The sequence below is a fragment of the Streptomyces cucumeris genome (genome assembly GCF_024295805.1).
Classification (GTDB): domain Bacteria; phylum Actinomycetota; class Actinomycetes; order Streptomycetales; family Streptomycetaceae; genus Streptomyces; species Streptomyces cucumeris.
Window position 1 is genome coordinate 228,677 of sequence record NZ_JANCLX010000009.1, and the last position, 21,312, is coordinate 249,988.

Here is a 21,312-nt window from a genome sequence, read left to right on the forward strand (position 1 = left end):
GCGATGCGGTCGGGGCCTTCCCCATGCTGTGGAACCTCTGGGAACGCTCAGCGGTTGTCGTGCTGCGAGGGCGCGACGGTGACCTCGACCCGCTGGAACTCCTTGAGCTCCGAGTAGCCGGTGGTGGCCATCGCCCGGCGCAGCGCGCCGAAGAAGTTCATCGAACCGTCCGGGGTGTGCGAGGGGCCGAGCAGGACCTCCTCGGTGGTGCCCACCGCGCCCAGGTTCATCCGCTTGCCGCGCGGCACCTCGTCATGGACGGCCTCCATGCCCCAGTGGTGACCGCGGCCGGGCGCGTCGGTGGCACGGGCCAGCGGCGAACCCATCATCACCGCGTCCGCACCACAGGCGATGGCCTTCGGCAGATCGCCGGACCAGCCCACACCGCCGTCGGCGATCACATGCACATAGCGGCCACCGGACTCGTCCATGTAGTCCCGGCGGGCGGCGGCGACATCGGCCACCGCGGTGGCCATCGGCACCTGGATGCCCAGCACATTACGGGTGGTGTGCGCGGCACCGCCGCCGAAGCCGACCAGCACACCGGCCGCACCGGTGCGCATCAGGTGCAGCGCCGCGGTGTAGGTGGCACAACCGCCCACGATCACCGGCACATCGAGCTCATAGATGAACTGCTTGAGGTTCAGCGGCTCGGCGGCGCCCGAGACATGCTCGGCGGAGACCGTGGTCCCGCGGATCACGAAGATGTCGACCCCGGCGTCCACCACGGCCTTGGAGAACTGTGCGGTGCGCTGCGGCGACAGGGCGGCGGCGGTCACCACGCCCGCGTCACGCACCTCCTTGAGGCGCTGGCCGATCAGCTCTTCCTTGATCGGCTCGGCGTAGACCTCCTGCAGCCGGCGGGTGGCGGTGTCCTCGTCCAGCTCGGCGATCTCCGCCAGCAGCGGCTCGGGGTCCTCGTAGCGGGTCCACAGCCCCTCGAGGTTGAGAACGCCCAGACCGCCCAGCTCACCGATGCGGATCGCGGTCTGCGGGGAGACCACCGAATCCATCGGCGCGGCCAGGAACGGCAGCTCGAAGCGGTAGGCGTCGATCTGCCAGGCGATCGAGACCTCCTTCGGGTCCCGGGTACGACGACTCGGCACGACGGCGATGTCGTCGAACGCATACGCCCTGCGGCCGCGCTTGCCGCGCCCGATCTCGATCTCAGTCACGTGGGTGCCTTTCGCTGCCTGAATCTGCCGTACCAGTATCCCTGTCCCCCGCACGGACCCCGTGGCCCGGGGTCGCGCGGGGTACGGGCATCAACGGCCGGAGTAGTTCGGCGCCTCGGTGGTCATCTGGATGTCGTGCGGGTGGCTCTCCTTGAGACCGGCCGCGGTGATCCGCACGAAGCGGCCCTTGTCCTTCAGCTCCGCCACATCGGCCGAGCCGACATAGCCCATGGACGCCCGCAGACCGCCCACGAGCTGATGGGCGACGGAGCCCAGCGGACCGCGGTAGGGCACCTGGCCCTCGATGCCCTCGGGCACCAGCTTGTCCTCGGAGAGCACGTTGTCCTGGAAGTAGCGGTCCTTGGAGTACGACCGGCCCTGGCCGCGCGACTGCATCGCGCCCAGCGAGCCCATGCCCCGGTAGGACTTGAACTGCTTGCCGTTGATGAAGACCATCTCGCCCGGCGACTCCTCGCACCCGGCCAGCAGGCTGCCCAGCATCACCGTGTCCGCGCCGGCGGCGATGGCCTTGGCGATGTCACCGGAGAACTGGAGCCCGCCGTCACCGATGAGCGGCACACCGGCCGCGTGGCACGCCCGCGCGGCCTCGTAGATCGCGGTCACCTGGGGCACACCGATACCCGCGACCACGCGGGTGGTGCAGATGGAGCCCGGACCGACGCCGACCTTCACCCCGTCCACCCCGGCGTCGATCAGCGCCTGGGCGCCGTCCCGGGTGGCGACATTTCCGCCCACCACATCGACGGAGACATTGGACTTCACCTTGGCGATCATGTCGAGGATGCCCCGGCTGTGCCCATGGGCACTGTCCACCACCAGGAAGTCGGCCCCGGCCTCGACCAGCGCCTGGGCCCGGTCGTACGCCTCGTCGCCGACGCCCACGGCCGCGCCCACGACCAGCCGGCCCTCGGCGTCCTTGGCGGCGTTCGGGTACTGCTCGGCCTTGACGAAGTCCTTGACCGTGATCAGACCCTTGAGCACCCCGGCGTCGTCCACCAGCGGCAGCTTCTCGATCTTGTGGCGGCGCAGGAGCTGCATCGCGTCCTCGCCGGAGATCCCCACCTTGCCGGTGACCAGCGGCATCGGGGTCATCACCTCGCGGACCTGACGGCCGCGGTCCACCTCGAAGGCCATGTCCCGGTTGGTGACGATGCCGAGCAGCTTGCCCGCCGCATCGGTCACCGGGACACCGCTGATGCGGAACTTCGCGCACAGCGCGTCCGCCTCATGGAGGGTGGCGTCCGGGCGGACGGTGATCGGGTCGGTCACCATGCCGGACTCGGAGCGCTTGACCAGGTCCACCTGGTTCGCCTGGTCCTCGATGGACAAATTGCGGTGCAGCACGCCCGCGCCGCCCTGCCGGGCCATGGCGATGGCCATCCGGGACTCGGTCACCTTGTCCATGGCGGCGGACAGCAGCGGGATGTTCACCCGGACGTTCCGCGAGACCCTGGACGAGGTGTCGACCGCGTTCGGCAGCACCTCGGAGGCGCCCGGCAGCAGCAGCACGTCGTCGTACGTCAGCCCGAGCATCGCGAACTTCTCAGGCACTCCGTCGACGTTGTCAGTCATGACACCCTTCCAATGGTCTTGCCCCAGCGCGGACTCCCATGCTAACGGCCATCCCGGGTGCCCCATCCCGCCCTGTGGACAAGTGTGCGCACCCGCACAATGCCGCTGATCAGAGCGGGCGCGCGGTCACTGCTCGGCGAGCGCGCGCAGCCTGCTGAGGGCCCGGTGCTGTGCGACCCGTACCGCTCCGGGCGACATCCCGAGCATCTGTCCGGTCTCCTCGGCGGTCAGCCCGACCGCGACCCGGAGCAGCACCAGCTCGCGCTGGTTCTCCGGGAGATTGGCGAGCAGCTTCTTGGCCCACTCCGCGTCACTGCTGAGCAGCGCCCGCTCCTCGGGCCCCAGGGAGTCGTCCGGCTGCTCCGGCATCTCGTCCGAGGGCACGGCGGTGCTCCCCGGGTGCCGCATGGCGGCGCGCTGGAGATCGGCGACCTTGTGCGCGGCGATGGCCACGACGAACGCCTCGAAGGGCTTGCCGGTGTCGCGGTAGCGCGGCAGCGCGCAGAGCACCGCGAGACAGACCTCCTGCGCGAGGTCGTCCACGAAATGCCGGGCGTCCCCGGGCAGCCTGGACAGCCGCGTACGGCAGTAGCGCAAGGCCAGCGGGTGCACATGGGCGAGCAGGTCATGGGTGGCCTGCTCATCCCCTTCGACGGCGCGCCCGACCAGGGCGCCGATCGGCCCCGTGGCCGCCGGGGCACCGCCCGTGGGGGCCCCTGGCCTCTCGTCGTCGCGCATCCGTCCATGGTGCCTTGGGCCCGGAGGCTCCGTGGCACCGCGTCCTTGGTTGTGCGCTGAAGCGTTATGAGCAGGTGCGCCGGCTGTCGTCACGTCCTGCGCTCTCCCCTCACGCCCGACCGACTCGTCCCCGAGGAACTCCACACCACCAAGGATGCGGCATCGCGCGGGGAACTGATACAAGCCGCCGCCACAGCGGCCGCCGCACACGCTCTCGCCCCGCCCGCCACCAGGCGGGCGGGGACCGTCGCGCCCCCGCTGCGCTGCACGTCGATACGGGCTGGTCCGCTAGCGGACCAGCCCCCAGCGGAATCCGAGGGCCACGGCATGGGCCCGGTCCGAAGCGCCGAGCTTCTTGAAGAGCCGCCGCGCGTGCGTCTTGACCGTGTCCTCGGAGAGGAACAGCTCACGGCCGATCTCCGCGTTGGAGCGGCCGTGGCTCATGCCCTCCAGCACCTGGATCTCCCGGGCGGTGAGGGTCGGGGCCGCGCCCATCTCGGCGGACCGCAGCCGCCTCGGCGCCAGCCGCCACGTGGGGTCGGCCAGCGCCTGGGTCACGGTGGCCCGCAGCTCGGCGCGCGAGGCGTCCTTGTGCAGATAGCCACGGGCACCGGCGGCCACCGCCAGCGCCACTCCATCGAGATCCTCGGCCACCGTGAGCATGATGATCCGGGCGCCGGGGTCGGCGGACAGCAGCCGCCGCACGGTCTCGACTCCGCCGAGACCGGGCATCCGTACGTCCATCAGGATCAGGTCCGAGCGGTCGGCACCCCAGCGGCGGAGGACTTCCTCGCCGTTGGCCGCTGTCGTCACACGCTCGACACCGGGCACGGTCGCCACCGCGCGGCGCAGCGCCTCTCGGGCAAGCGGGGAGTCGTCGCAGACGAGGACGGATGTCATGGCCGTCCTCCGCAGCTGATGCGCGTCACCTTGAGCCTCCAGGCTGGTACATATCGTCACCTGAGCGATTGACAGCCCCGGATATCTGTCCGAGAGCTTTACCCATCAACCGCCTCCGCACTCTCAACGACGGTCACCCGAAAGAGTTACGGGGTTCGGCGGCCACCTTCGACACTCTACGTGAGGGCTCGGATACAGAGCTGCTTCATCGCGCCTGTCGCGCGCCAGCGCCTCTCCCCCATCGGTCTCCCCCAGGTCATCCCCTTCGGTGGCATTTGGCGACCTTGCTTCCAATTTGCCGACCTGTGTGGCTAGATTCGCAATGAGTCATATTTACATCTACTTACACCGTAGGTGCACAACCCAGGACACAGCGTCCGCAGTCGATCGCTTCGAGGAGATAAGGCAATGGCAGATTTCTCCCGTCTTCCCGGTCCGAACGCCGACCTGTGGGACTGGCAGCTCCTGGCCGCGTGTCGCGGGGTCGACAGCTCGCTGTTCTTCCACCCGGAGGGAGAGCGCGGCGCTGCCCGCAGCGCGCGGGAGATGTCGGCGAAAGAGGTGTGCATGCGCTGCCCGGTACGGGCGCAGTGCGCGGCTCACGCACTCGCCGTACGCGAGCCGTACGGCGTGTGGGGCGGACTGACCGAGGACGAGCGCGAGGAGCTCATGGGGCGGGCGCGGCACCGCGCGGTGGCCGCCTCGTCAGGGCCCCCCGGATCCTGACCGGATTCCGGGGCCGATTGACAGAAGAAACGTTCCATCCGCGCAGCGGACCTCAGCGGCGCGCCGCGGACTCCAGCCGGTCCAGCGTGGCCGCCACCGCGGGCACCCGCGCCAGGTCCGGCAGTGTCAGCGCCACCACCTCGCGCCGCACCGCGGGCTTGACCTCCAGCGTCACCGCGCCCTTGGCGCGCACCGACTCCAGCGCCAGCTCCGGCAGCACCGCGACCCCGAGCCCGGCCGCCACCAACCCGATCACCGCCGGATAGTCGTCCGTCGCGAAGTCGATCCGCGGTGTGAAGCCCTCGGACTCGCAGACCTCCACCAGATGACGGCGGCAGCGCGGACAGCCCGCGATCCACGGCTCCTCCGCCAGCTCCGCCATCCCCACCGTCCCGGCCCCTGCCAGCCGGTGCTCCCGCGGGACCACGACCACCAGCCGGTCGCTCAGCAGCGGCCGGGCCACCAGGTCCTCCCAGCCGCCACCCGCCTCCGCCGCGTCATCGGCCTGCGGATAGCGGAAGGCCACGGCGATCTCGCAGTCACCGGCCCGGAGCATCTCCACCGAGCGCGGCGGTTCGGCCTCCACCAGCGAGACCCGGGTCCCGGGGTGGGCGGCGCGCATCCCGGCGAGCGCCGTCGGCACCAGCGTGGAACTGCCGCTGGGGAACGACACCAGCCGCACCCGGCCCGCCCGCAGCCCGGCGATCGCCGCGACCTCCTCCTCGGCGGCGGTCAGCCCGGCCAGGATCCCCGCGGCGTGCCGCACCAGGGCCTCACCCGCCTCGGTCAGCCGCATCTCCCGGCCGGTGCGGATCAGCAACGGGGTGCCCGCGGCGCCCTCCAGGGCCTTCATCTGCTGGCTGACCGCGGGCTGGGTGCAGCCCAGCTCACGCGCCGCCGCGGAGAAGGAACCGGTGGCGGCCACCGCGCGCAGCACTCGGAGGTGACGGGCCTCGATCATGTCTTTGAGCATAAGCGTCCCTTGGACCCGGACCGGGATCTCCCGCCGCGGCCGATAACGTGCGGCTATGACGACTGCACTGATCACCGGAACCACCGCGGGCATCGGCGCCGCCTTCGCGAGCCGGCTCGCCGCCGACGGGCACAGCCTCGTGCTCGTCGCCCGTGACGAGAAGCGGCTGCGCGACCAGGCGGCGGACCTGCACGACCGGCACGGGGTGGAGGTCGAGGTGCTGCGGGCCGACCTGTCCGAGGAGGCGGGTATCGCGGCGGTCGAGGCCCGGCTGGAGGACCGCACCCACCCGGTCGATCTGCTCGTCAACAACGCCGGGTTCGGACACCGCGGCCGTTATCTGGAGGTGCCGCTCACCGACGAGCTGCGGATGCTGAGGCTCCACTGCGAGGCGGTGCTCCGGCTCACCAGTGCGGCCTGCGGGACGATGCGCGACCGGGGTCGCGGCGGGGTGATCAACGTGGCGTCGATCGCGGCGTTCTTCCCGCGCGGGACCTACGGCGCGAGCAAGGCGTGGGTGGTGCAGTTCACCCAGGGCGCGGCGAAGGACCTGGCGAGTTCGGGCGTCCGGCTGATGGCGCTGTGCCCCGGCTTCGTACGCACGGAGTTCCACGCGCGGGCGGGGATCAAGCCGGACAGCGTGCCGAGCTGGATGTGGCTGGACGCGGACAAGCTGGTCGCGTCGGCGCTGAAGGACCTCTCGCGCGGGAAGTCGCTGTCCATCCCGGACCCGCGCTACAAGACGATGACGGGGCTGGCGAAGCTGGTCCCGAGGGCGGCGGTGTCGGCGGTCTCCTCCCGGGTCGGCCGCAACTACGCGCGCCGGTAGTCCACCGGGCCGGTGGTCCACCGGCCGGCAGTCGCCTCAGCGGTCACCGCACAGCGCGAAGGCGCGGCCACCCCTCCCGGGATGGCCGCGCCTTCGTGGCGTCGGGCTCGCGTCAGTGCGCGTGACCGTGGCCGTGGCCGGCCTCGGCCTCTTCCTCGGCCGGCTTCTCGACCACCAGGGTCTCGGTGGTGAGCAGCAGCGAGGCGATCGAGGCCGCGTTCTCCAGCGCGGAGCGGGTGACCTTGACCGGGTCGATGACGCCGGCCTTCACCAGGTCGCCGTACTCCTCGGTGGCGGCGTTGTAGCCGTGGCCCTTCTCGAGCTCGGCGACCTTCGAGGTGATGACGTAGCCCTCGAGACCGGCGTTCTCGGCGATCCAGCGCAGCGGCTCGACCGAGGCGCGGCGGACCACGGCGACACCGGTGGCCTCGTCGCCGTCCAGGCCGAGGTTGCCCTCGAGCACCTTGGCGGCGTGCACCAGGGCGGAGCCACCACCGGAGACGATGCCTTCCTCGACCGCGGCGCGGGTCGCGGAGATGGCGTCCTCCAGACGGTGCTTCTTCTCCTTGAGCTCGACCTCGGTGGCCGCGCCCACGCGGATCACGCAGACACCGCCGGCCAGCTTCGCCAGACGCTCCTGGAGCTTCTCGCGGTCCCAGTCGGAGTCCGTGGTCTCGATCTCGGCCTTGATCTGGGCGATCCGGCCGGAGACGTCCTCGGCCTTGCCGCCACCGTCGACGATGGTGGTGTCGTCCTTGGTGACGGTCACGCGGCGGGCGGTGCCCAGCACGTCCAGACCGGCCTGGTCCAGCTTGAGGCCGACCTCTTCGGCGATGACGGTGGCGCCGGTGAGGGTCGCCATGTCACCGAGCATCGCCTTGCGGCGGTCGCCGAAGCCCGGGGCCTTCACCGCGACGGCGTTGAAGGTGCCACGGATCTTGTTGACGACGAGGGTGGACAGGGCCTCGCCCTCCACGTCCTCGGCGATGATCAGCAGCGGCTTGCTGGCGCCGGCCTGGATGACCTTCTCCAGCAGCGGCAGCAGGTCCTGGATCGAGCCGATCTTGCCCTGGTGGATCAGGATGTACGGGTCGTCGAGGACGGCCTCCATACGCTCCTGGTCGGTCACCATGTAGGGCGAGAGGTAGCCCTTGTCGAAGGCCATGCCCTCGGTGAAGTCGAGCTCCAGGCCGAAGGTGTTGGACTCCTCGACGGTGATGACACCGTCCTTGCCGACCTTGTCCATCGCCTCGGCGATCAGCTCGCCGACCTGCTTGTCCTGGGCGGACAGCGCGGCCACGGCGGCGATGTCGGACTTGGAGTCGATCGGGCGGGCGGTGGCCAGGAGGTCGTCGGAGACGGCCTTGACCGCGGCGTCGATGCCCTTCTTCAGGGCGGCCGGGGAGGCACCGGCGGCCACGTTGCGCAGGCCCTCGCGGACCAGCGCCTGGGCCAGCACGGTGGCGGTGGTGGTGCCGTCACCCGCGATGTCGTTGGTCTTGGTCGCCACCTCCTTGACGAGCTGGGCGCCCAGGTTCTCGTACGGGTCCTCGACCTCGACCTCACGGGCGATGGTGACACCGTCGTTGGTGATGGTCGGGGCACCGAACTTCTTGTCGATGACCACGTTGCGGCCGCGGGGGCCGATGGTGACCTTGACCGTGTCCGCCAGCTTGTTGACGCCGCGCTCGAGGGCGCGACGGGCGTCCTCGTCGAACTTCAGGATCTTCGCCATGAGTTGCGTATGTCCTCTCAAACGAACCGCGTCCCGACCCCGGGTATCTGTGACACGGGCACCGGGACGCGGCTCATAGGCAAATCTTCGGTGATTACTTCTCGACGATCGCGAGGACGTCGCGAGCCGAGAGGACGAGGTACTCCTCGCCGTTGTACTTCACCTCGGTGCCGCCGTACTTGCTGTAGAGCACGACGTCACCGACGGCGACGTCGAGCGGAAGACGGTTGCCTTCCTCGAAGCGGCCCGGGCCCACGGCCAGGACGACGCCCTCCTGGGGCTTCTCCTTGGCGGTGTCCGGGATGACCAGACCGGAAGCCGTGGTCTGCTCGGCGTCGAGCGGCTGCACCACGATGCGGTCCTCGAGCGGCTTGATGGCAACCTTGGAGCTGGTGGTCGTCACGATCCGACCTCCCCCTTCGGAGATCTCACGGGGTTAACTGTCTGAGGTGGCGACCAGGTGGATCCGTCGTCGCGGGTGCCGGACCTGCCCGTCGCTGTGTGGCTGGCACTCCACACTGCCGAGTGCCAGCCTCGACATTATGACGCGGTTAGCACTCAGTCAACTAGAGTGCCAGGCGATGCGGGGGCGGGCACCGATCGCCACCCCGCCGCCGGACCCGCCCGGCCCCTCCGCGGCCCGCTCAGACGTAGTCCTCCAGCCGCGCCACCGTGAAGCCCTGCTCCTGGATCGCCCGGACCATCGACGTGATCATGTCGGTCATGGACGCGCCCTCGAGCTGCTCCGGTCCGCGGAAGTGCGCGAGCACGATGTCCCCCGGCTGGAGCGCGCCGCCGGACCGGTAGGCCATCCCGCCCGGCTCCATCTCGGCGCGCCACAGCACCACCGTCCGCGCCCCGCAGTCCGCCGCCGCGCGCAGCGTCGTCCCGTCGTACGCGCCGTAGGGCGGACGGAACAGCCGCGGCTCGCGGCCGAGGCGGTCGCGGAGGTTGTCCCGCTGGCCGCAGATCTCCTGCCGCTGGGTGTCGTAGTCGAGCCCGGCCAGGCTGGGATGGTTGAGGGTGTGGTTCTCCATCGGGTTGCCGAGCCGCTGGAGCTCGTCGAAGTAGTCGTACCGGTCGCCGATCACGTTGTCGGTGAGGAAGCCGGTGAAGGGGAGTCCGAGATCGCGGGCCTGCTCCACGAAGCCCGGATCCTTCTCGATGCCGTCGTCGACCGTCAGGAAGACCACCCGATCGGTCGTCCGCACCCGGCGGATCACCGGCGGCAGACCCTCCTCGGACGGCTCCTCCAGGACGAGCGGCGGTTTGGCAGCGGGCGGGGGCGGCGGCCGGTCCAGCGGCCGGTCCAGACCCCATCTGCGGTACGCCTCGGGGTCGCCCGCCGGCGCGGAGCCGGCCCGCGAGGGGCCGGGCGCGCCGGACCCGCCGGGCGCGCCGGACCCGCCGGGGGCCTGGGACGGTGCGGCGGCCGGGCCGGACGCCCCTTCCGCACCCGGGGAGACCGGCGGCGGGGAGTGGTCCGGGGGCGCTGGGTTCTTTGGGGGACGCGCCGCCGGTGGCGGCGGTGCGGTGGGTGAACGCCCCGCGGTCTGCGGGGCCGAGGACTCCGCGGATGTCGCGGTGTCCACGGTGGTCCGGGCGAGCGGACCGGGGCCCTCAAGGCTTCCGCAGCCCGTGAGCACGACCGCCGCGGTGGTGAGGACCAGACACCGCGAGAACCCATTCTTGATCATCGGCATATATGTGATCTTCAGCCGGAATGGGGGGAAGCGCGCGCCGCGCAGGTGCGAATACGCCCGCGGGAGCGGGGAGAATGGGCCATGTGGACGTTGACGCCTTCGACTCACTGCTCGGCGACGAGGGTCAGGAGCTGCTCATCGCGCTCCGGGACCACGACCCGGCGGACGAGCTCACCACCGCGACCCGGCTGCGCCGTGACCATCCGGCGGAGCTGGTCTCGGCGGCCCTGACACAGGCCCAGTTGCGCCAGCGGGCGGTCGCCAAGTTCGGCGAGGACGCCCACCGGATGTACTTCACCCCGCACGGTGTCGAACAGTCCACGCGCACCTCCGTGGCCGCCTACCGCGCCGAGCGGTTCGCCGGGTTCGGGGTGCGCGGCGTGGCCGATCTGTGCTGCGGCATCGGTGGCGACGCGATCGCGCTGGCCCGGGCGGGCATCTCCGTACTGGCCGTCGACCGGGACCCGCTGACCTGCGCGGTGGCCCGCGCCAACGCCGCTTCCCTGGGGCTGTCCGAGCTCATCGAGGTCCGCTGCGCGGATGTCGCCGAGATCGACACCACCCCCTTCGATGCGGTCTTCGTCGACCCCGCCCGGCGCGGCGGCCGGGGCCGGGTCTTCGACCCCGAGGCGTACTCCCCACCGTTGTCCTGGGCCGTCGGGGCCGCCCGCACCACTCCGCGCGCCGCGCTCAAGATCGCCCCGGGGATCCCCCACGAGGCGGTCCCGGAGGACGCGGAGGCCGAGTGGATCTCGGACCACGGGCACGTGAAGGAGGCCGTCCTGTGGTTCGGCACGGCCCGCCCCGGGATGCGCCGCGCCACCCTGCTCCCGGCCGCCCACTCGCTGCTGGGCACCCGGCTGCTGCCCGATCCGCCGACCGGCCCGGTGGGGCGCTGGCTGTACGAACCGGACGGCGCCGTCATCCGCGCCCATCTGGTGGCCGATGTCGCGGCCCGGATCGGCGGGCGGCTGATCGATCCGACGATCGCCTACATCACGGCGGACGAGCTGCGCCCGACGCCGTACGCCACGCCGTACGAGATCACCGATGTCCTGCCGTTCAACCTGAAGAAGCTCAAGGCGCTGCTGCGGGAGCGGGAGATCGGGATCGTCACGATCAAGAAGCGGGGTTCGGCGGTGGAACCGGAGACGCTGCGCAAGAAGCTGCGCCTGGCGGGGCGCAATGCCTGCACCATCCTGCTCACGCGTGTCGACGGCGCCCCGACGATGCTGCTGGGGCATCCGGCCGAGGTACCCGCTCCGGCTAGTCCGTGAGCACCTCCGGTCCGGCCGGTCCGGCGTTCCGCAGTTCGAACCAGACGCCCTTGGCGTAGCCGCCCGTCGGATCACCCTCCGCCGTCCCCCACGCCTCGGCGAGCGCGCCGACCACGCGCAGCCCGCGGCCGCGCGGCTGGTCGCCGTCCGGGAGGCGGGAAGGCACCGGGAGCGCGGCGCAGCCGTCGTAGAGCAGTACGCGCAGCCGCGGGGGCTCGATCACCACGCGCAGCAGCAGCGCGTCGCCCTCGCCGTGCAGATAGGCGTTGGTGACCAGTTCCGAGGTGCACAGGGTCGCGGCGTCCACCAGGCCCTGCTGATCGGTGCAGTTCAGGACGCAGGCGACGAAGTCCCGCAGGATCTTGGGCGACGCGGGGCCACGGCTGCCGCGCAGGGTGTAGACGCAACGGTCACCGGAGGCGGTGGGCGCGGGCGGCGGGACGTCCTCGGGCTCGTGGTCGGTACCCATGGGTCAACTCCCTGCGAGGGGGCCGATGGTGCGCGTACCGTTGCGGCGATCAACGCGTGGTAGCGGTTCCGCCACCCACGGTAGGGCAGATATGGAAACATCTGCTACGGCACCGGTTAATTTCCCCGACGTCCGGCCCCTGAGGGTGCCCTCAGGTTGAACGAGCAACGGAGGAGCATGCCGCCCAGAAGCGCCCCCACCGCCCGTCAACTCCGGCTGGGTACCGAGCTGCGGAGGATGCGCGAGAAGGCCGGACTCGGCATCCAGGACGCCGCCGACCGGCTGGGCATCAACCGCACCCACATCACCAACCTGGAGCTGGCGCGCTTCGGAGTGAGCGAGGAGCGGGTCCGCGCGCTCGCCTCGATCTACGCCTGCCCGGACCGCGCCTACGTCGACGCGCTCGTCGCCATGGCCCGGGAGCGCAAGGGCGGTTGGTGGGAGGAGTACCGCGGCCATATCGCGACCGGCGGACTCGACCTCGCCGAGCTGGAGTACTACGCGGAGAGCCTGCGTGTGGTCGAGCTGATGTTCCTGCCCGGTCTGCTGCAGACGGAGGCGTACGCCACCGCCGTGCTCAACGAGACGGTGCCCCCGTGGTCCCCGACGGAGCTGCGGCGCAGGCTCTCCCACCGGATGAAGCGCCGGGACATCCTCGACCGGGACGATCCACCGCCGTGCACGTTCATCGTCCACGAGGCGTCCCTGCGGATGCGGTTCGGCGGGCCGCAGCTGATGCGCGCCCAGCTGGAGAGCCTGCTGGAGGCGTCCACCCGGAAGAACGTCACCGTGCGGGTCATCCCCTTCGAGGCGGGCGGCTTCCCCGTCTCGGGGGTCTCGGTCACCTACGCCTCGGGCAGTGTGCCGCAGCTTGACACCGTGCAGCTGGACTCGGCGCACGGGCCCATGTTCCTGCACGCCGAGACCCAGCTGACCATCCACCGGGCGGTGCTGGAGCGGACGACGAAGGTGAGTCTGGCCGCCGACGCGTCACGGGACCTGATCCACGGGATCACCCGGCAGCTCTGAACCCCCGCCCCGCACATCCCCGTACCCATCGGCCGAAAGCACGCACATGCCCGAGATGACCTGGCGGAAGTCCTCCTACTCCACCCAAGGGGACGGCAGTTCCTGTGTGGAGCTCGCCTCCATACCCGGCGGCGGGGTCGCGCTGCGCGAGAGCGACGACCCCGACACCGTCCTGACCACCACCCCCGCGCGGCTGCGGGCCCTGCTCGACGCCGTCAAGGCAGGCGCGTTCGATCACCTCGCGGCGCCGTGACGGGCGGTTCGACGGGCGGCCCGACAGGCGGCCCGACGGAGGGTTCGGCGGGCGGTTCGGCGGGCGATCGCCCCGGCAGCAGCAGCGCCGCGCTCAGGGCCGCCACCGCCAGCAGCGCGCCCGCCACCCCGAAGGCCGTGGCGTAGCCGGAGACGAGGGCGGCCGGACCACCGCCGCCGTCGGCGTCCGTCGTCTGCGAGGCCACCGTCGCAAGGACCGCGAGCCCCAGCGAACCCCCGATCTGCCGTGAGCTGTTGACCAGACCGGACGCCATACCGGCCTCATGCGCCGCCACACCCGTCGTCGCGGCCGTGCCCATCGGGACGACACAGAGTCCGATGCCGACGCTCGCCACGAGGGAGGGGCCGAGGACCGAGTCCGCGAACCCGCCGTCCACCCCGACCGTCAGCCGGAACCAAGCGAATCCGGCGGCGCCCAGCAGCCCGCCCACGACCAGCAGGTTCCGCACCCCGAACCGGGCCACCGTACGGGTCGCGGTGAGCGAGCCGATCACGATGCCCGCACAGAAGGGCAGAAACGCGGTCCCGGCCCTGACCGGCCCGTACTCCAGGATCTGCTGCATATAGAGCGAGGTGAAGTAGAAGGCCGCGAACTGGCCGGAGAACAGCAGCAGCACGAAGAGGTTCGCGACCAGCACCGAACGCTGCCGCAGCAGTCCGATCCGCAACAGCGGCTGTGCCACCCGCCGTTCCACGACGACGAACGCGAGCAGCGCCACGGCCGCGACGGCGAGGGTGGTCAGGGTGGCCGGCGATCCCCAGGGATGGGTCCCGGTCCGCACCAGCGCCAGCACCAGAGCCGTCATCCCGCCGGTGACCAGCAGCGCCCCGGCCGCGTCCAGCCGGGCGGGCGGGCCCTCGCGCCGGTCGGGCGCCACCGAGAAGCGGGCCGCGGCCAGCGCGGCGAGCACGATCGGCACATTGATCAGCAGCACCGAGCGCCAGCCCGCCCATGCGGTGAGCAGCCCTCCGGCCAGCACCCCGACCGCGCCGCCCGCCGCCGCGGCCATCCCCCACAGCCCCAGTGCCCGGGCCCGCGCGGGCCCGGCCGGGAAGGTGACGGCGATCAGCGTGAACGCCACCGGCGCGAGCGCCGCCGCACCCACCCCCTGTACGGCGCGCGCGGCGATCAGCCAGCCGGGCGAGCCCACCAGCCCGCCGCCGAGGCTGGCCAGCCCGAACACCGCGAGCCCGGCCATCAGCGTCGTCCGCCGGCCCACGATGTCCGCGAGCCGCCCACCGAGCATCAGCAGCCCGCCGAAGGCGAGCGCATAGGCGTTGACGACCCAGAGCAGCCCGCCCGGGTCGAAGCCGAGGTCGTCACGGATGTCGGGCAGTGCGACGTTCACCACGGACATGTCGAGCGCGACGACGAACTGCACGGTGAGCGCGACGGCCAGCAGCCAACCCGTTCTCTCCCGTTGGTCGTTCATGGTCCTCCTCCATCTGATCCCCCGGGGCCAGCCCAGTTAGTGTACGCGTATACTTAACGCGTACACCAACCCCGTGCATGGACAATGGGCCGGTGACGAAGGAGACGGAGACAGAGACCGCGAAGGCCCGGCGGACCGGCGGACGCCCCCGCCGCCTGGAGCTGGAGACGATCGTCGCCACCGCGCGCCGCATCCTCGAGGAGGAGGGGACGGGCGGTCTGAGCATGCGGCGGCTGGCCAAGGAGGTCGGCGCCACACCGATGGCCCTCTACCGCCACGTCCGCGACAAGGACGAGCTGCTCCAGCTCGTCCTGGCCGGGACGGCGCGTACCCGCCCCCGCCCCGACCTGCCCGAGGACCCGCGCGAACGGGTGCACACGACGGCCCTGCACATGCTGCGCACGCTCCAGGAGCTGCCGTGGGTGGTCGAGGTGCTGAGCCTCGGCGAACTCACCGACAAGGACGCCCTGTGGATGGTCGAGGAGATCATCGACTCGGCCATGGCCTGCGGGCAGAGCGAGCGCCGGGCGGTGCACACGTACCGCTCGATCTGGCACCACGTGCTCGGCACGCTCGTCTTCCGCACGGCCCTCGCCCGCCGCGCGGAGGCCCCGGACCGCCACGCGGCGTTCCCTTCCCTGCTCACCGGTACGGACCCCGCCGAACTGCCGCGGCTGTCCGCGCTGGCGGACCGCTGGGACGGGATCACGGACACCTACGACCCGGCGGAGGAGCTGCGGGCGGTCGTGAACGGCCTGCTCGACCGGACCGGGGACGGTGCGTGATCACCGCGACGCCTCCGGCGAGGAGCAGGTGATCGGACCGAAGTCCTCGGTCCTGCGGACGAGTTGAGGTCAGCCCCCAGGCAGGAGGTACGGGGCCGCCCGCGGCGTTACCGTCGGCTCATGACCGATGCTCCGTCCCCTGCCGCACCCCGGCTGGACCTCGACGCCTATCTGACCCGGATCGGCTGGACCGGCGCCCGTCCTCCGGCCCCGACCGCGGAGACCCTGCGTGCGGTGCACCTGGCGCATGTGACCTCCATCCCGTTCGAGAACCTCCAGCCGCTGCTCGGTTCGGCGCCCTCCCTGGCCCTGCCCGACCTGGAGGCCAAGCTGGTCCGCAGCCGGCGCGGCGGCTACTGCTACGAACAGAACTCGCTGCTCTCCGCGGCCCTCACCGCGATCGGCTTCGGCATCACCGGCCTCGCCGCCCGCGTCCGCGCGGGCGCCACCCCCGGCGCGGTCCGCCCGCGCAGCCATATGATCCTGCTGGTCGAGATCCCGGGCGAACCGCAGCGCTGGATCGCCGACGTGGGCTTCGGCGCCATCGGCGGTCTGCTGGAGGCCGTACCGCTCGTCACCGACACCGAGCTGCACGACGCCACCCGCCGCCACCGCTACCTCCGGGAGCCCCATCCGGGCGGTCTTGAGGACCTGTTCGTCTTCCAGGCGCTCCACAACGGGGTCTGGGAGGACCAGTACGCGTTCAGCCGCGAACCCTTCGACGCGGCGGACTACGCGGTCCTCAACTGGAACACGGCCACCAACCCGCGCTCGCCCTTCCAGCACACCCTCCGCGCCCAGCGCAACGGCGTCGACCTGCACCTCGAACTCATCGCCCGGACGCTGTCCGAGACGCACCCCGACGGCACCCGCAAGCAGCGCGAACTGGCCGATGACGACGAGGTCCTGCGCGTCCTCGCCGCCGACTTCGACATCGACCTGCCCTCGGACACGGTCCTGCCCAACTGAGCCACCCTGCCCGAGCCACCCCTCGACCGGTTGCCCCGAACTGCGGATTCCGCCGAATACGCGGGTGCCGCACCACGCCGCCGGGCCGCATGGCACGATCATCCCCCTAATGGGCCGATCGGAGGGTGGCAGGGACGGGGACATGAGCCAAGACAAGCTGTCCGTGTCGGAGCGGGAACTGTCCGATCTGACCAAGGACCTCGAGGAGATGATCAGTTACCTCGAGCGGAAGATCGAGCGTCTCGATCACCTGGTCCGGTCGCTCGACGCCGACTGGAAGGGCCCCGCCGCCGCGGCCTACAAGAAGCTCCAGCGCGACGCCTATATGGACGCCGCGCGCATCAGACAGCTGATGACCCGCATCGAGGAGACGACCAAGCGCCACGGCGGCACCCTGAGCCAGGACTTCCTGGACCTGCGCCACCGCTTCCTGTCCCTCCAGCGGTCCTCGGCGAACGACGGGGAGGACGGGCCGGACCGGGAGGACGTCTGACCTAGGCCCTGTCCCGCCGGACGTCGGGCCCCGGTCCGGGGCCGGGTTCCGGGGCGGGTTCCGGAGTGAGTTCGCGGCTGACGAGGCGGTAGTAGTCGATCGCCTTGGCCAGCCCCAGCCCCCCGGCCGCCGCGAAGACCACGGCGATACCGATCAGCGACCCGAACCCCTCCGGACTCAGCTCGGCCGACACCGTGGACGCCCCCAGCGCCAGCCCGAGGCTGGACAGCAGGACCGACGGCAGCAGCCACAGCAGGCCGCCGCCCCGGACGCGCCAGAGCGGCAGGGTCCGGGGGTCGCGCTCCAGCCGGGCCCAGTCGCGGAGCCGCCCGCCCACGACGACGTCACGCCGGATACCGGTGGCCACGCCCAGGCTCGACGGAATCGTGGCGCCGAGCGACAGGCCCAGGAACATCACGCCCAGGATGTGTTCGACGAGCTCTCCCGTCACCAGGAACTGGAACCCGGAGACGGCCAGCACCCACCCCAGCGCGAAGACCATCGCCGACAGCCAGAGCAGCAGCGCCCGGTGCGGCGCCATGTACCAGCGCGCCAACGTCCCCAACGCCCGCGCCCGTTCCTCGAGCAACCCCGCCCGGTCGCCCCACGCCCCCTGCTCCGGCACGGGCGGGGGCGGCGGTGGAAGGGTGGTGGAGGGGAGCATGGCGTCCTTTCGCCGGTCCGGCACACGGCCCGGGGGCACATGGCACAAGCGTCATGGGCATCCAAGTCTGGCAGCTCCCACGAGCGGTGCCCGGGCCCCCGCCCGTCACCCGTTCCTCAGCCGGTCCGCAGCGCGCCCAGCAGCTCCGCGCTCGCCATGGTGAACGGATGGTCGCGGCCCAGATCGCGTTCACGCCGCGTCACCACGTCCGTCATCAGCTCGACGGCCGAGTCCCGGTCCCCCAGCGCGGCCCTGATCCGGGCGAGGAGCTGCCGCGCCGCGAGGGCGATCGGGTACTCGGGACCGAAGCGGCGCCGATACCCCTCGGCGACCTGTCCGATCTCCTCCTCCGCCTCCGTGAACCGGCCGAGGACGAAGAGCGCACGGGCATGGTTGTGCCGGGCGCCGAGGGTGACGGTGTGGTCGGGGCCGAGACGGGTCACGCACTGCTCGGGGAGGGAGAGCAGGACGTCGCCTTCCTCGACGGCGCCTTCCCCGGCGGCGGGCTGCTCGGCGGCCAGTTCCTCCGCGGACAGCGTCGCCAGCAGACTGGCGCGGGAGCGCAGGGTCAGCGGGTGGTCGGGGCCCAGCGCGGACCGCCGGCCCGCGACCACGGAGCGGAGGAGGGCGAGCGCCTCATCACGGCGGCCGAGGTTCCCGAGGACCAGTTGCAGGCCGTGGGAAGTGTCCAGGGTGTCGGGGTCCGCCGCCCCGAACAGCCGCTCCTGCGCGGTGCGTACGCCGCGGAGCAGCCGCTCGGCCTCCTCGTACCGGCCCAGCCGGAACAGTGAGCGCCCCGCCCGGGAGCGGGCCGCCAGCACCAGCCGGTGCTCCGTGCCGAGCGCGGGCCCGGCGGTGTCGGCCGCCGCGCGGGCGGTCTCCCAGGCGGACAGATAGTCCCCGGTGCGGTGCAGCGCGGTGGACAGCCGGGTGGCCACGGTCAGTGCCTCGCCCATGGTCGCCGAATCGGTGACATGGCGCAGCAGGGCCAGTGCGTGCGGGACGAACAGCCGCAGCCTCGGATCATGCGGTCCGGCGTCGGGCACGCCGGGAAGCGCGGCGCCGAGCATCCCGGCCGCCGTCGTATCGAGGGCGGTGCGGTCGGCGGGCGGGGTGGCGGCGGCGACGCTGTCGAGCAGCACCCCGTGGGTCTGGAGACAGCGCACACCGACCTCCACCAGTTCGGTGAGCGACTGGTCGAGCAGGGCCCGCAGGGCCGTCTCCGTCCGCGCACGGGGAACGGCCGCGCCGATTTCCGGACAATTCAGCAGGGACAGCGGCAGTGGCTCCGGGGCGAACCGGGCCAGCAGCCTCAGCAAGGTGGCCGCCTCGGGCAGACCGCGCGCCCCGAACGCGTCGAGGGTGAGCTGCCAGGTCCGCCCGACCAGGTGGCGTGGGTCCTCGCCGGACATGGCGTCAGCTCCTTGGTCGATGAGTTCGATGGGCTCCCCCTCGTCGAGCTGGCGCCCGTAGGCGTCCATCGTCCAGGGGTCGAGCACTTGGTGGGAGAGGAAGCCCCCCGCGAGGGTCAGCGCGAGCGGCAGCCGGCCGAGCCGGTCCGCGACCTCGGCGGCCTGCTCCATCGTGCCACTGGAGGGGGCGAGGTCATGGAGGATCCGGGCGGCGTCCTCGCGCGGCAGCACCCCGATGTGCTGCAACTCCGCCCCGGGCCACCAGCGCGCGGCGGCCCGCCGGGTGGTGATGACGACCGTGCCGCGCGGACTGGTGCGCAGCCAGCTTCCGTCGCGCAGGATTTCGGGGTCGTCGGCGTTGTCGAGCACCAGCAGCCAGGGTTCGGCGGAGCGGTCCAGCCGCTCCCAGACCAGATCCGCGGCGGGGCGCAATCCGTTCCGGGCGGCCAGCAGTTCTCCGTCACCGGCCCCGCGGTCGGCCGCGACGGCGAGCATGCCGGACCGCAGGGAGGCGCGGTCCGCGGCATTGACCCACAGCCCGGCCCGGCCGAGGGTCTCCGTGGCGTGGTGGAAGAGCGCGTAGGCGACGGCTGTCTTGCCGCAGCCGCCCATACCGTGCAGGACGAAGACCTCGCCGCAGCGCCCCGGCGCGACGCCCGCGCGCAGCCGCTCCAGCACCTCGGCGCGGTCGCGCAGCACCACGGGAGCACGGCCGACGGCCGGACGGCGGACCGAGTCCGGACCGGCCGGGCCGGAGTCACCGCCGTAGTGGTGGTGTTCGCTGATGTGCTGGTCCCCCGACGACTGGTAGACGCGGCCGCCGTCCTCGGCACGGCCGTCCATCCCGCCGGTCATCGCCCGGTGCTGTGCTGGTCTCGTCCGGGCCGCTGGAGCCTCGTTCTCCGCCACGGCCGGGGCATTCCCCCGCGTGTGCGCTCCCGGGCATCGCCGGCCATCGATGTGACAATTGTGGCTCCAGCGATCTGTGCGGCTGAAGCAAGCTGCGGACCCACGGCTCCCCCTGGCCTGATGTGATTTTGCAGGCAAGCATAACTATTGAGCCGGATGGGGCAAGGCCGATCCGGCCCTTCCCGCTTCCACTTTGGCATATGCCCGGGTCACCGCCCATCAGGCGCGAATCGATGCGGACAGCCTGGCAGCTCCGAGAGTCCGGCCACTATAGTTTTCCGGTCATGGATCAAGCGAAGGGAGCGACAACTGTGGCCAGGCCATGGGAAGCCGACCCCACCACGGGGTTCAAGAAGCGCTGGGGGAAGTCACCCCAGGAATTAGGACACACGACCGACAGTCCCGACTGCCCTGATATCTGGGAGCTCGGCAACGGGGATGTGGCCGTCATCGGCAGGGATCTCACCGACTCGCTCGGGACGTCGCTGCCGGCCGGTGTCTCCATCGGAGCGGACGAACGCCTCGTGGTGATTCCGCGGAGCATGATGGTCGCGGCGAAGCCGGATATCCCCAGTGTTTGAATCCTTCCGCCACGGCACTTCAGAACCCCTGAATCGACCCGACTATCATGCGGAATTCTACCGCGTCCACGGAAGCGGAATCCGTTTCCTCAACAAACTGGAACGCGGACAGCACTTCAAGGAACGCGGATTCGCGAGCTGGGAAGCGTTCGCGGCCGGTGAATGGGAAAAGGCACTCTCCCTGGTGGAGGAGAAACGCGATGTCTACACCCAGCAGTTCGAGGAGGCGGCTGAACTCGGTGTGCTGACGCGTCGGCTGCGCGTGGTGGAGTTTCCGGTGACGCCCTATGTGCAGTGGGAGCTCTTCGTGCTCAAGCTGCGCGTGGAGCTCGGTTACCACATCAAGGTCATGGACGCCCGGAAGATCTCGGACCTCGAACAGGACCATCCCGTACCCGAGGTGGTCATCCTCGGGGAAGAGGTGATGTTCGAGGTGGTCTACGACGGCGACGGAAACGCCGCGGGGGCCAACAAGTTCACCGACCGGGCGCTGATCCGCGAGACCTCGGCCGGGTTCGACACGCTCTACGACCGCGCGGAGGACTTCTTCCCGTTCTTCGAGCGGGAGATCGCTCCGCTTCCCCCGCCCCCGCCCGGCGGGTGAGCGCCCGTGGACGGGAGTTCCCCGGACAGCCCGCGCAGCCGG

At 71.4% G+C, this 21,312-nt stretch carries 22 protein-coding genes; 10 read left to right on the forward strand and 12 right to left on the reverse strand.

The features are described from left to right. Positions 1–47: 47 nt before the first annotated feature. The 4 genes from NMK44_RS16620 to NMK44_RS16635 form a co-directional block, all read right to left on the reverse strand. The gene (locus tag NMK44_RS16620; RefSeq protein ID WP_254743748.1) at positions 48–1,175 is read right to left on the reverse strand and encodes a GuaB3 family IMP dehydrogenase-related protein; all 1,128 of its coding nucleotides are present in this window, start codon (positions 1,173–1,175) and stop codon (positions 48–50) included. A gap of 90 nt (positions 1,176–1,265) precedes the next feature. After that, a complete protein-coding gene (gene guaB, locus NMK44_RS16625; protein WP_254743750.1) occupies positions 1,266–2,768 on the reverse strand; it encodes an IMP dehydrogenase in 1,503 nt (500 codons plus the stop codon). Positions 2,769–2,894: 126 nt separating this feature from the next. Continuing rightward, positions 2,895–3,506, reverse strand: a complete 612-nt coding sequence (locus tag NMK44_RS16630) for a sigma-70 family RNA polymerase sigma factor (protein ID WP_254743752.1) — start codon at positions 3,504–3,506, stop codon at positions 2,895–2,897. 288 nt (positions 3,507–3,794) lie between these two features. Next, complete coding sequence (locus NMK44_RS16635) at positions 3,795–4,406, reverse strand: response regulator transcription factor (RefSeq protein ID WP_003948568.1); 612 nt, start codon at positions 4,404–4,406, stop codon at positions 3,795–3,797. A gap of 408 nt (positions 4,407–4,814) precedes the next feature. Between NMK44_RS16635 and NMK44_RS16640 the strand changes: the two genes are divergently transcribed. Continuing rightward, positions 4,815–5,132, forward strand: a complete 318-nt coding sequence (locus NMK44_RS16640) for a WhiB family transcriptional regulator (RefSeq protein WP_254743754.1) — start codon at positions 4,815–4,817, stop codon at positions 5,130–5,132. 52 nt (positions 5,133–5,184) lie between these two features. Here NMK44_RS16640 and NMK44_RS16645 read toward each other — a convergent pair whose 3' ends face one another. Further along, on the reverse strand, positions 5,185–6,093 hold the full coding sequence (locus tag NMK44_RS16645; protein ID WP_254743756.1) for a LysR family transcriptional regulator: 909 nt from the start codon (positions 6,091–6,093) through the stop codon (positions 5,185–5,187). A 67-nt stretch (positions 6,094–6,160) separates the two neighbouring features. Between NMK44_RS16645 and NMK44_RS16650 the strand changes: the two genes are divergently transcribed. After that, positions 6,161–6,934, forward strand: a complete 774-nt coding sequence (locus NMK44_RS16650) for an SDR family NAD(P)-dependent oxidoreductase (protein WP_254743758.1) — start codon at positions 6,161–6,163, stop codon at positions 6,932–6,934. A 112-nt stretch (positions 6,935–7,046) separates the two neighbouring features. Here NMK44_RS16650 and groL read toward each other — a convergent pair whose 3' ends face one another. From groL to NMK44_RS16665, 3 genes are all read right to left on the reverse strand, one after another. Further along, on the reverse strand, positions 7,047–8,669 hold the full coding sequence (groL, locus tag NMK44_RS16655; RefSeq protein WP_254743760.1) for a chaperonin GroEL: 1,623 nt from the start codon (positions 8,667–8,669) through the stop codon (positions 7,047–7,049). A gap of 94 nt (positions 8,670–8,763) precedes the next feature. Then, positions 8,764–9,072 (reverse strand): co-chaperone GroES, encoded by a 309-nt coding sequence (gene groES / locus NMK44_RS16660; RefSeq protein ID WP_254743762.1) that lies wholly within the window; start codon positions 9,070–9,072, stop codon positions 8,764–8,766. A 241-nt stretch (positions 9,073–9,313) separates the two neighbouring features. Further along, positions 9,314–10,372, reverse strand: a complete 1,059-nt coding sequence (locus NMK44_RS16665) for a polysaccharide deacetylase family protein (RefSeq protein ID WP_254743764.1) — start codon at positions 10,370–10,372, stop codon at positions 9,314–9,316. A 74-nt stretch (positions 10,373–10,446) separates the two neighbouring features. On the opposite strand from NMK44_RS16665, the gene NMK44_RS16670 reads away from it, so the two are divergent. Continuing rightward, entirely contained in the window at positions 10,447–11,649 is a 1,203-nt protein-coding gene (locus NMK44_RS16670) for a class I SAM-dependent methyltransferase (protein ID WP_254743766.1), read from the forward strand. On the opposite strand, the gene NMK44_RS16675 is transcribed toward NMK44_RS16670, so the two are convergent. Further along, a complete protein-coding gene (locus NMK44_RS16675; RefSeq protein ID WP_254743768.1) occupies positions 11,639–12,118 on the reverse strand; it encodes an ATP-binding protein in 480 nt (159 codons plus the stop codon). The genes NMK44_RS16670 and NMK44_RS16675 overlap by 11 nt on opposite strands. A gap of 177 nt (positions 12,119–12,295) precedes the next feature. Between NMK44_RS16675 and NMK44_RS16680 the strand changes: the two genes are divergently transcribed. Both NMK44_RS16680 and NMK44_RS16685 read left to right on the forward strand, forming a co-directional pair. Beyond that, a complete protein-coding gene (locus NMK44_RS16680) occupies positions 12,296–13,147 on the forward strand; it encodes a Scr1 family TA system antitoxin-like transcriptional regulator (RefSeq protein WP_254743770.1) in 852 nt (283 codons plus the stop codon). Between the two features lie 46 nt (positions 13,148–13,193). Further along, positions 13,194–13,400 (forward strand): DUF397 domain-containing protein, encoded by a 207-nt coding sequence (locus NMK44_RS16685; protein WP_254743772.1) that lies wholly within the window; start codon positions 13,194–13,196, stop codon positions 13,398–13,400. Here NMK44_RS16685 and NMK44_RS16690 read toward each other — a convergent pair. Beyond that, a complete protein-coding gene (locus NMK44_RS16690) occupies positions 13,363–14,853 on the reverse strand; it encodes an MFS transporter (RefSeq protein WP_254743774.1) in 1,491 nt (496 codons plus the stop codon). The two genes, NMK44_RS16685 and NMK44_RS16690, sit on opposite strands and share 38 nt — an antisense overlap. Before the next feature lie 92 nt (positions 14,854–14,945). Between NMK44_RS16690 and NMK44_RS16695 the strand changes: the two genes are divergently transcribed. From NMK44_RS16695 to NMK44_RS16705, 3 genes are all read left to right on the forward strand, one after another. Further along, complete coding sequence (locus NMK44_RS16695; protein WP_254743776.1) at positions 14,946–15,638, forward strand: TetR/AcrR family transcriptional regulator; 693 nt, start codon at positions 14,946–14,948, stop codon at positions 15,636–15,638. Between the two features lie 120 nt (positions 15,639–15,758). Further along, positions 15,759–16,607: an arylamine N-acetyltransferase family protein gene (locus NMK44_RS16700; protein WP_254743778.1), complete on the forward strand. Its 849-nt coding sequence runs from the start codon at positions 15,759–15,761 to the stop codon at positions 16,605–16,607. 142 nt (positions 16,608–16,749) lie between these two features. Then, positions 16,750–17,100 (forward strand): WXG100 family type VII secretion target, encoded by a 351-nt coding sequence (locus NMK44_RS16705; RefSeq protein WP_254743780.1) that lies wholly within the window; start codon positions 16,750–16,752, stop codon positions 17,098–17,100. A 1-nt stretch (position 17,101) separates the two neighbouring features. Here NMK44_RS16705 and NMK44_RS16710 read toward each other — a convergent pair whose 3' ends face one another. Further along, positions 17,102–17,764 (reverse strand): hypothetical protein, encoded by a 663-nt coding sequence (locus NMK44_RS16710; protein WP_254743782.1) that lies wholly within the window; start codon positions 17,762–17,764, stop codon positions 17,102–17,104. A gap of 116 nt (positions 17,765–17,880) precedes the next feature. Next, a complete protein-coding gene (locus NMK44_RS16715; RefSeq protein ID WP_254743874.1) occupies positions 17,881–20,031 on the reverse strand; it encodes a tetratricopeptide repeat protein in 2,151 nt (716 codons plus the stop codon). A 365-nt stretch (positions 20,032–20,396) separates the two neighbouring features. Between NMK44_RS16715 and NMK44_RS16720 the strand changes: the two genes are divergently transcribed. After that, positions 20,397–20,666: a hypothetical protein gene (locus NMK44_RS16720; RefSeq protein ID WP_254743876.1), complete on the forward strand. Its 270-nt coding sequence runs from the start codon at positions 20,397–20,399 to the stop codon at positions 20,664–20,666. After that, positions 20,659–21,270, forward strand: coding sequence for a DUF6879 family protein (locus NMK44_RS16725; RefSeq protein ID WP_254743784.1), 612 nt, complete (start codon positions 20,659–20,661; stop codon positions 21,268–21,270). The genes NMK44_RS16720 and NMK44_RS16725 overlap by 8 nt, the downstream gene beginning before the upstream one ends. Positions 21,271–21,312 lie beyond the last annotated feature (42 nt).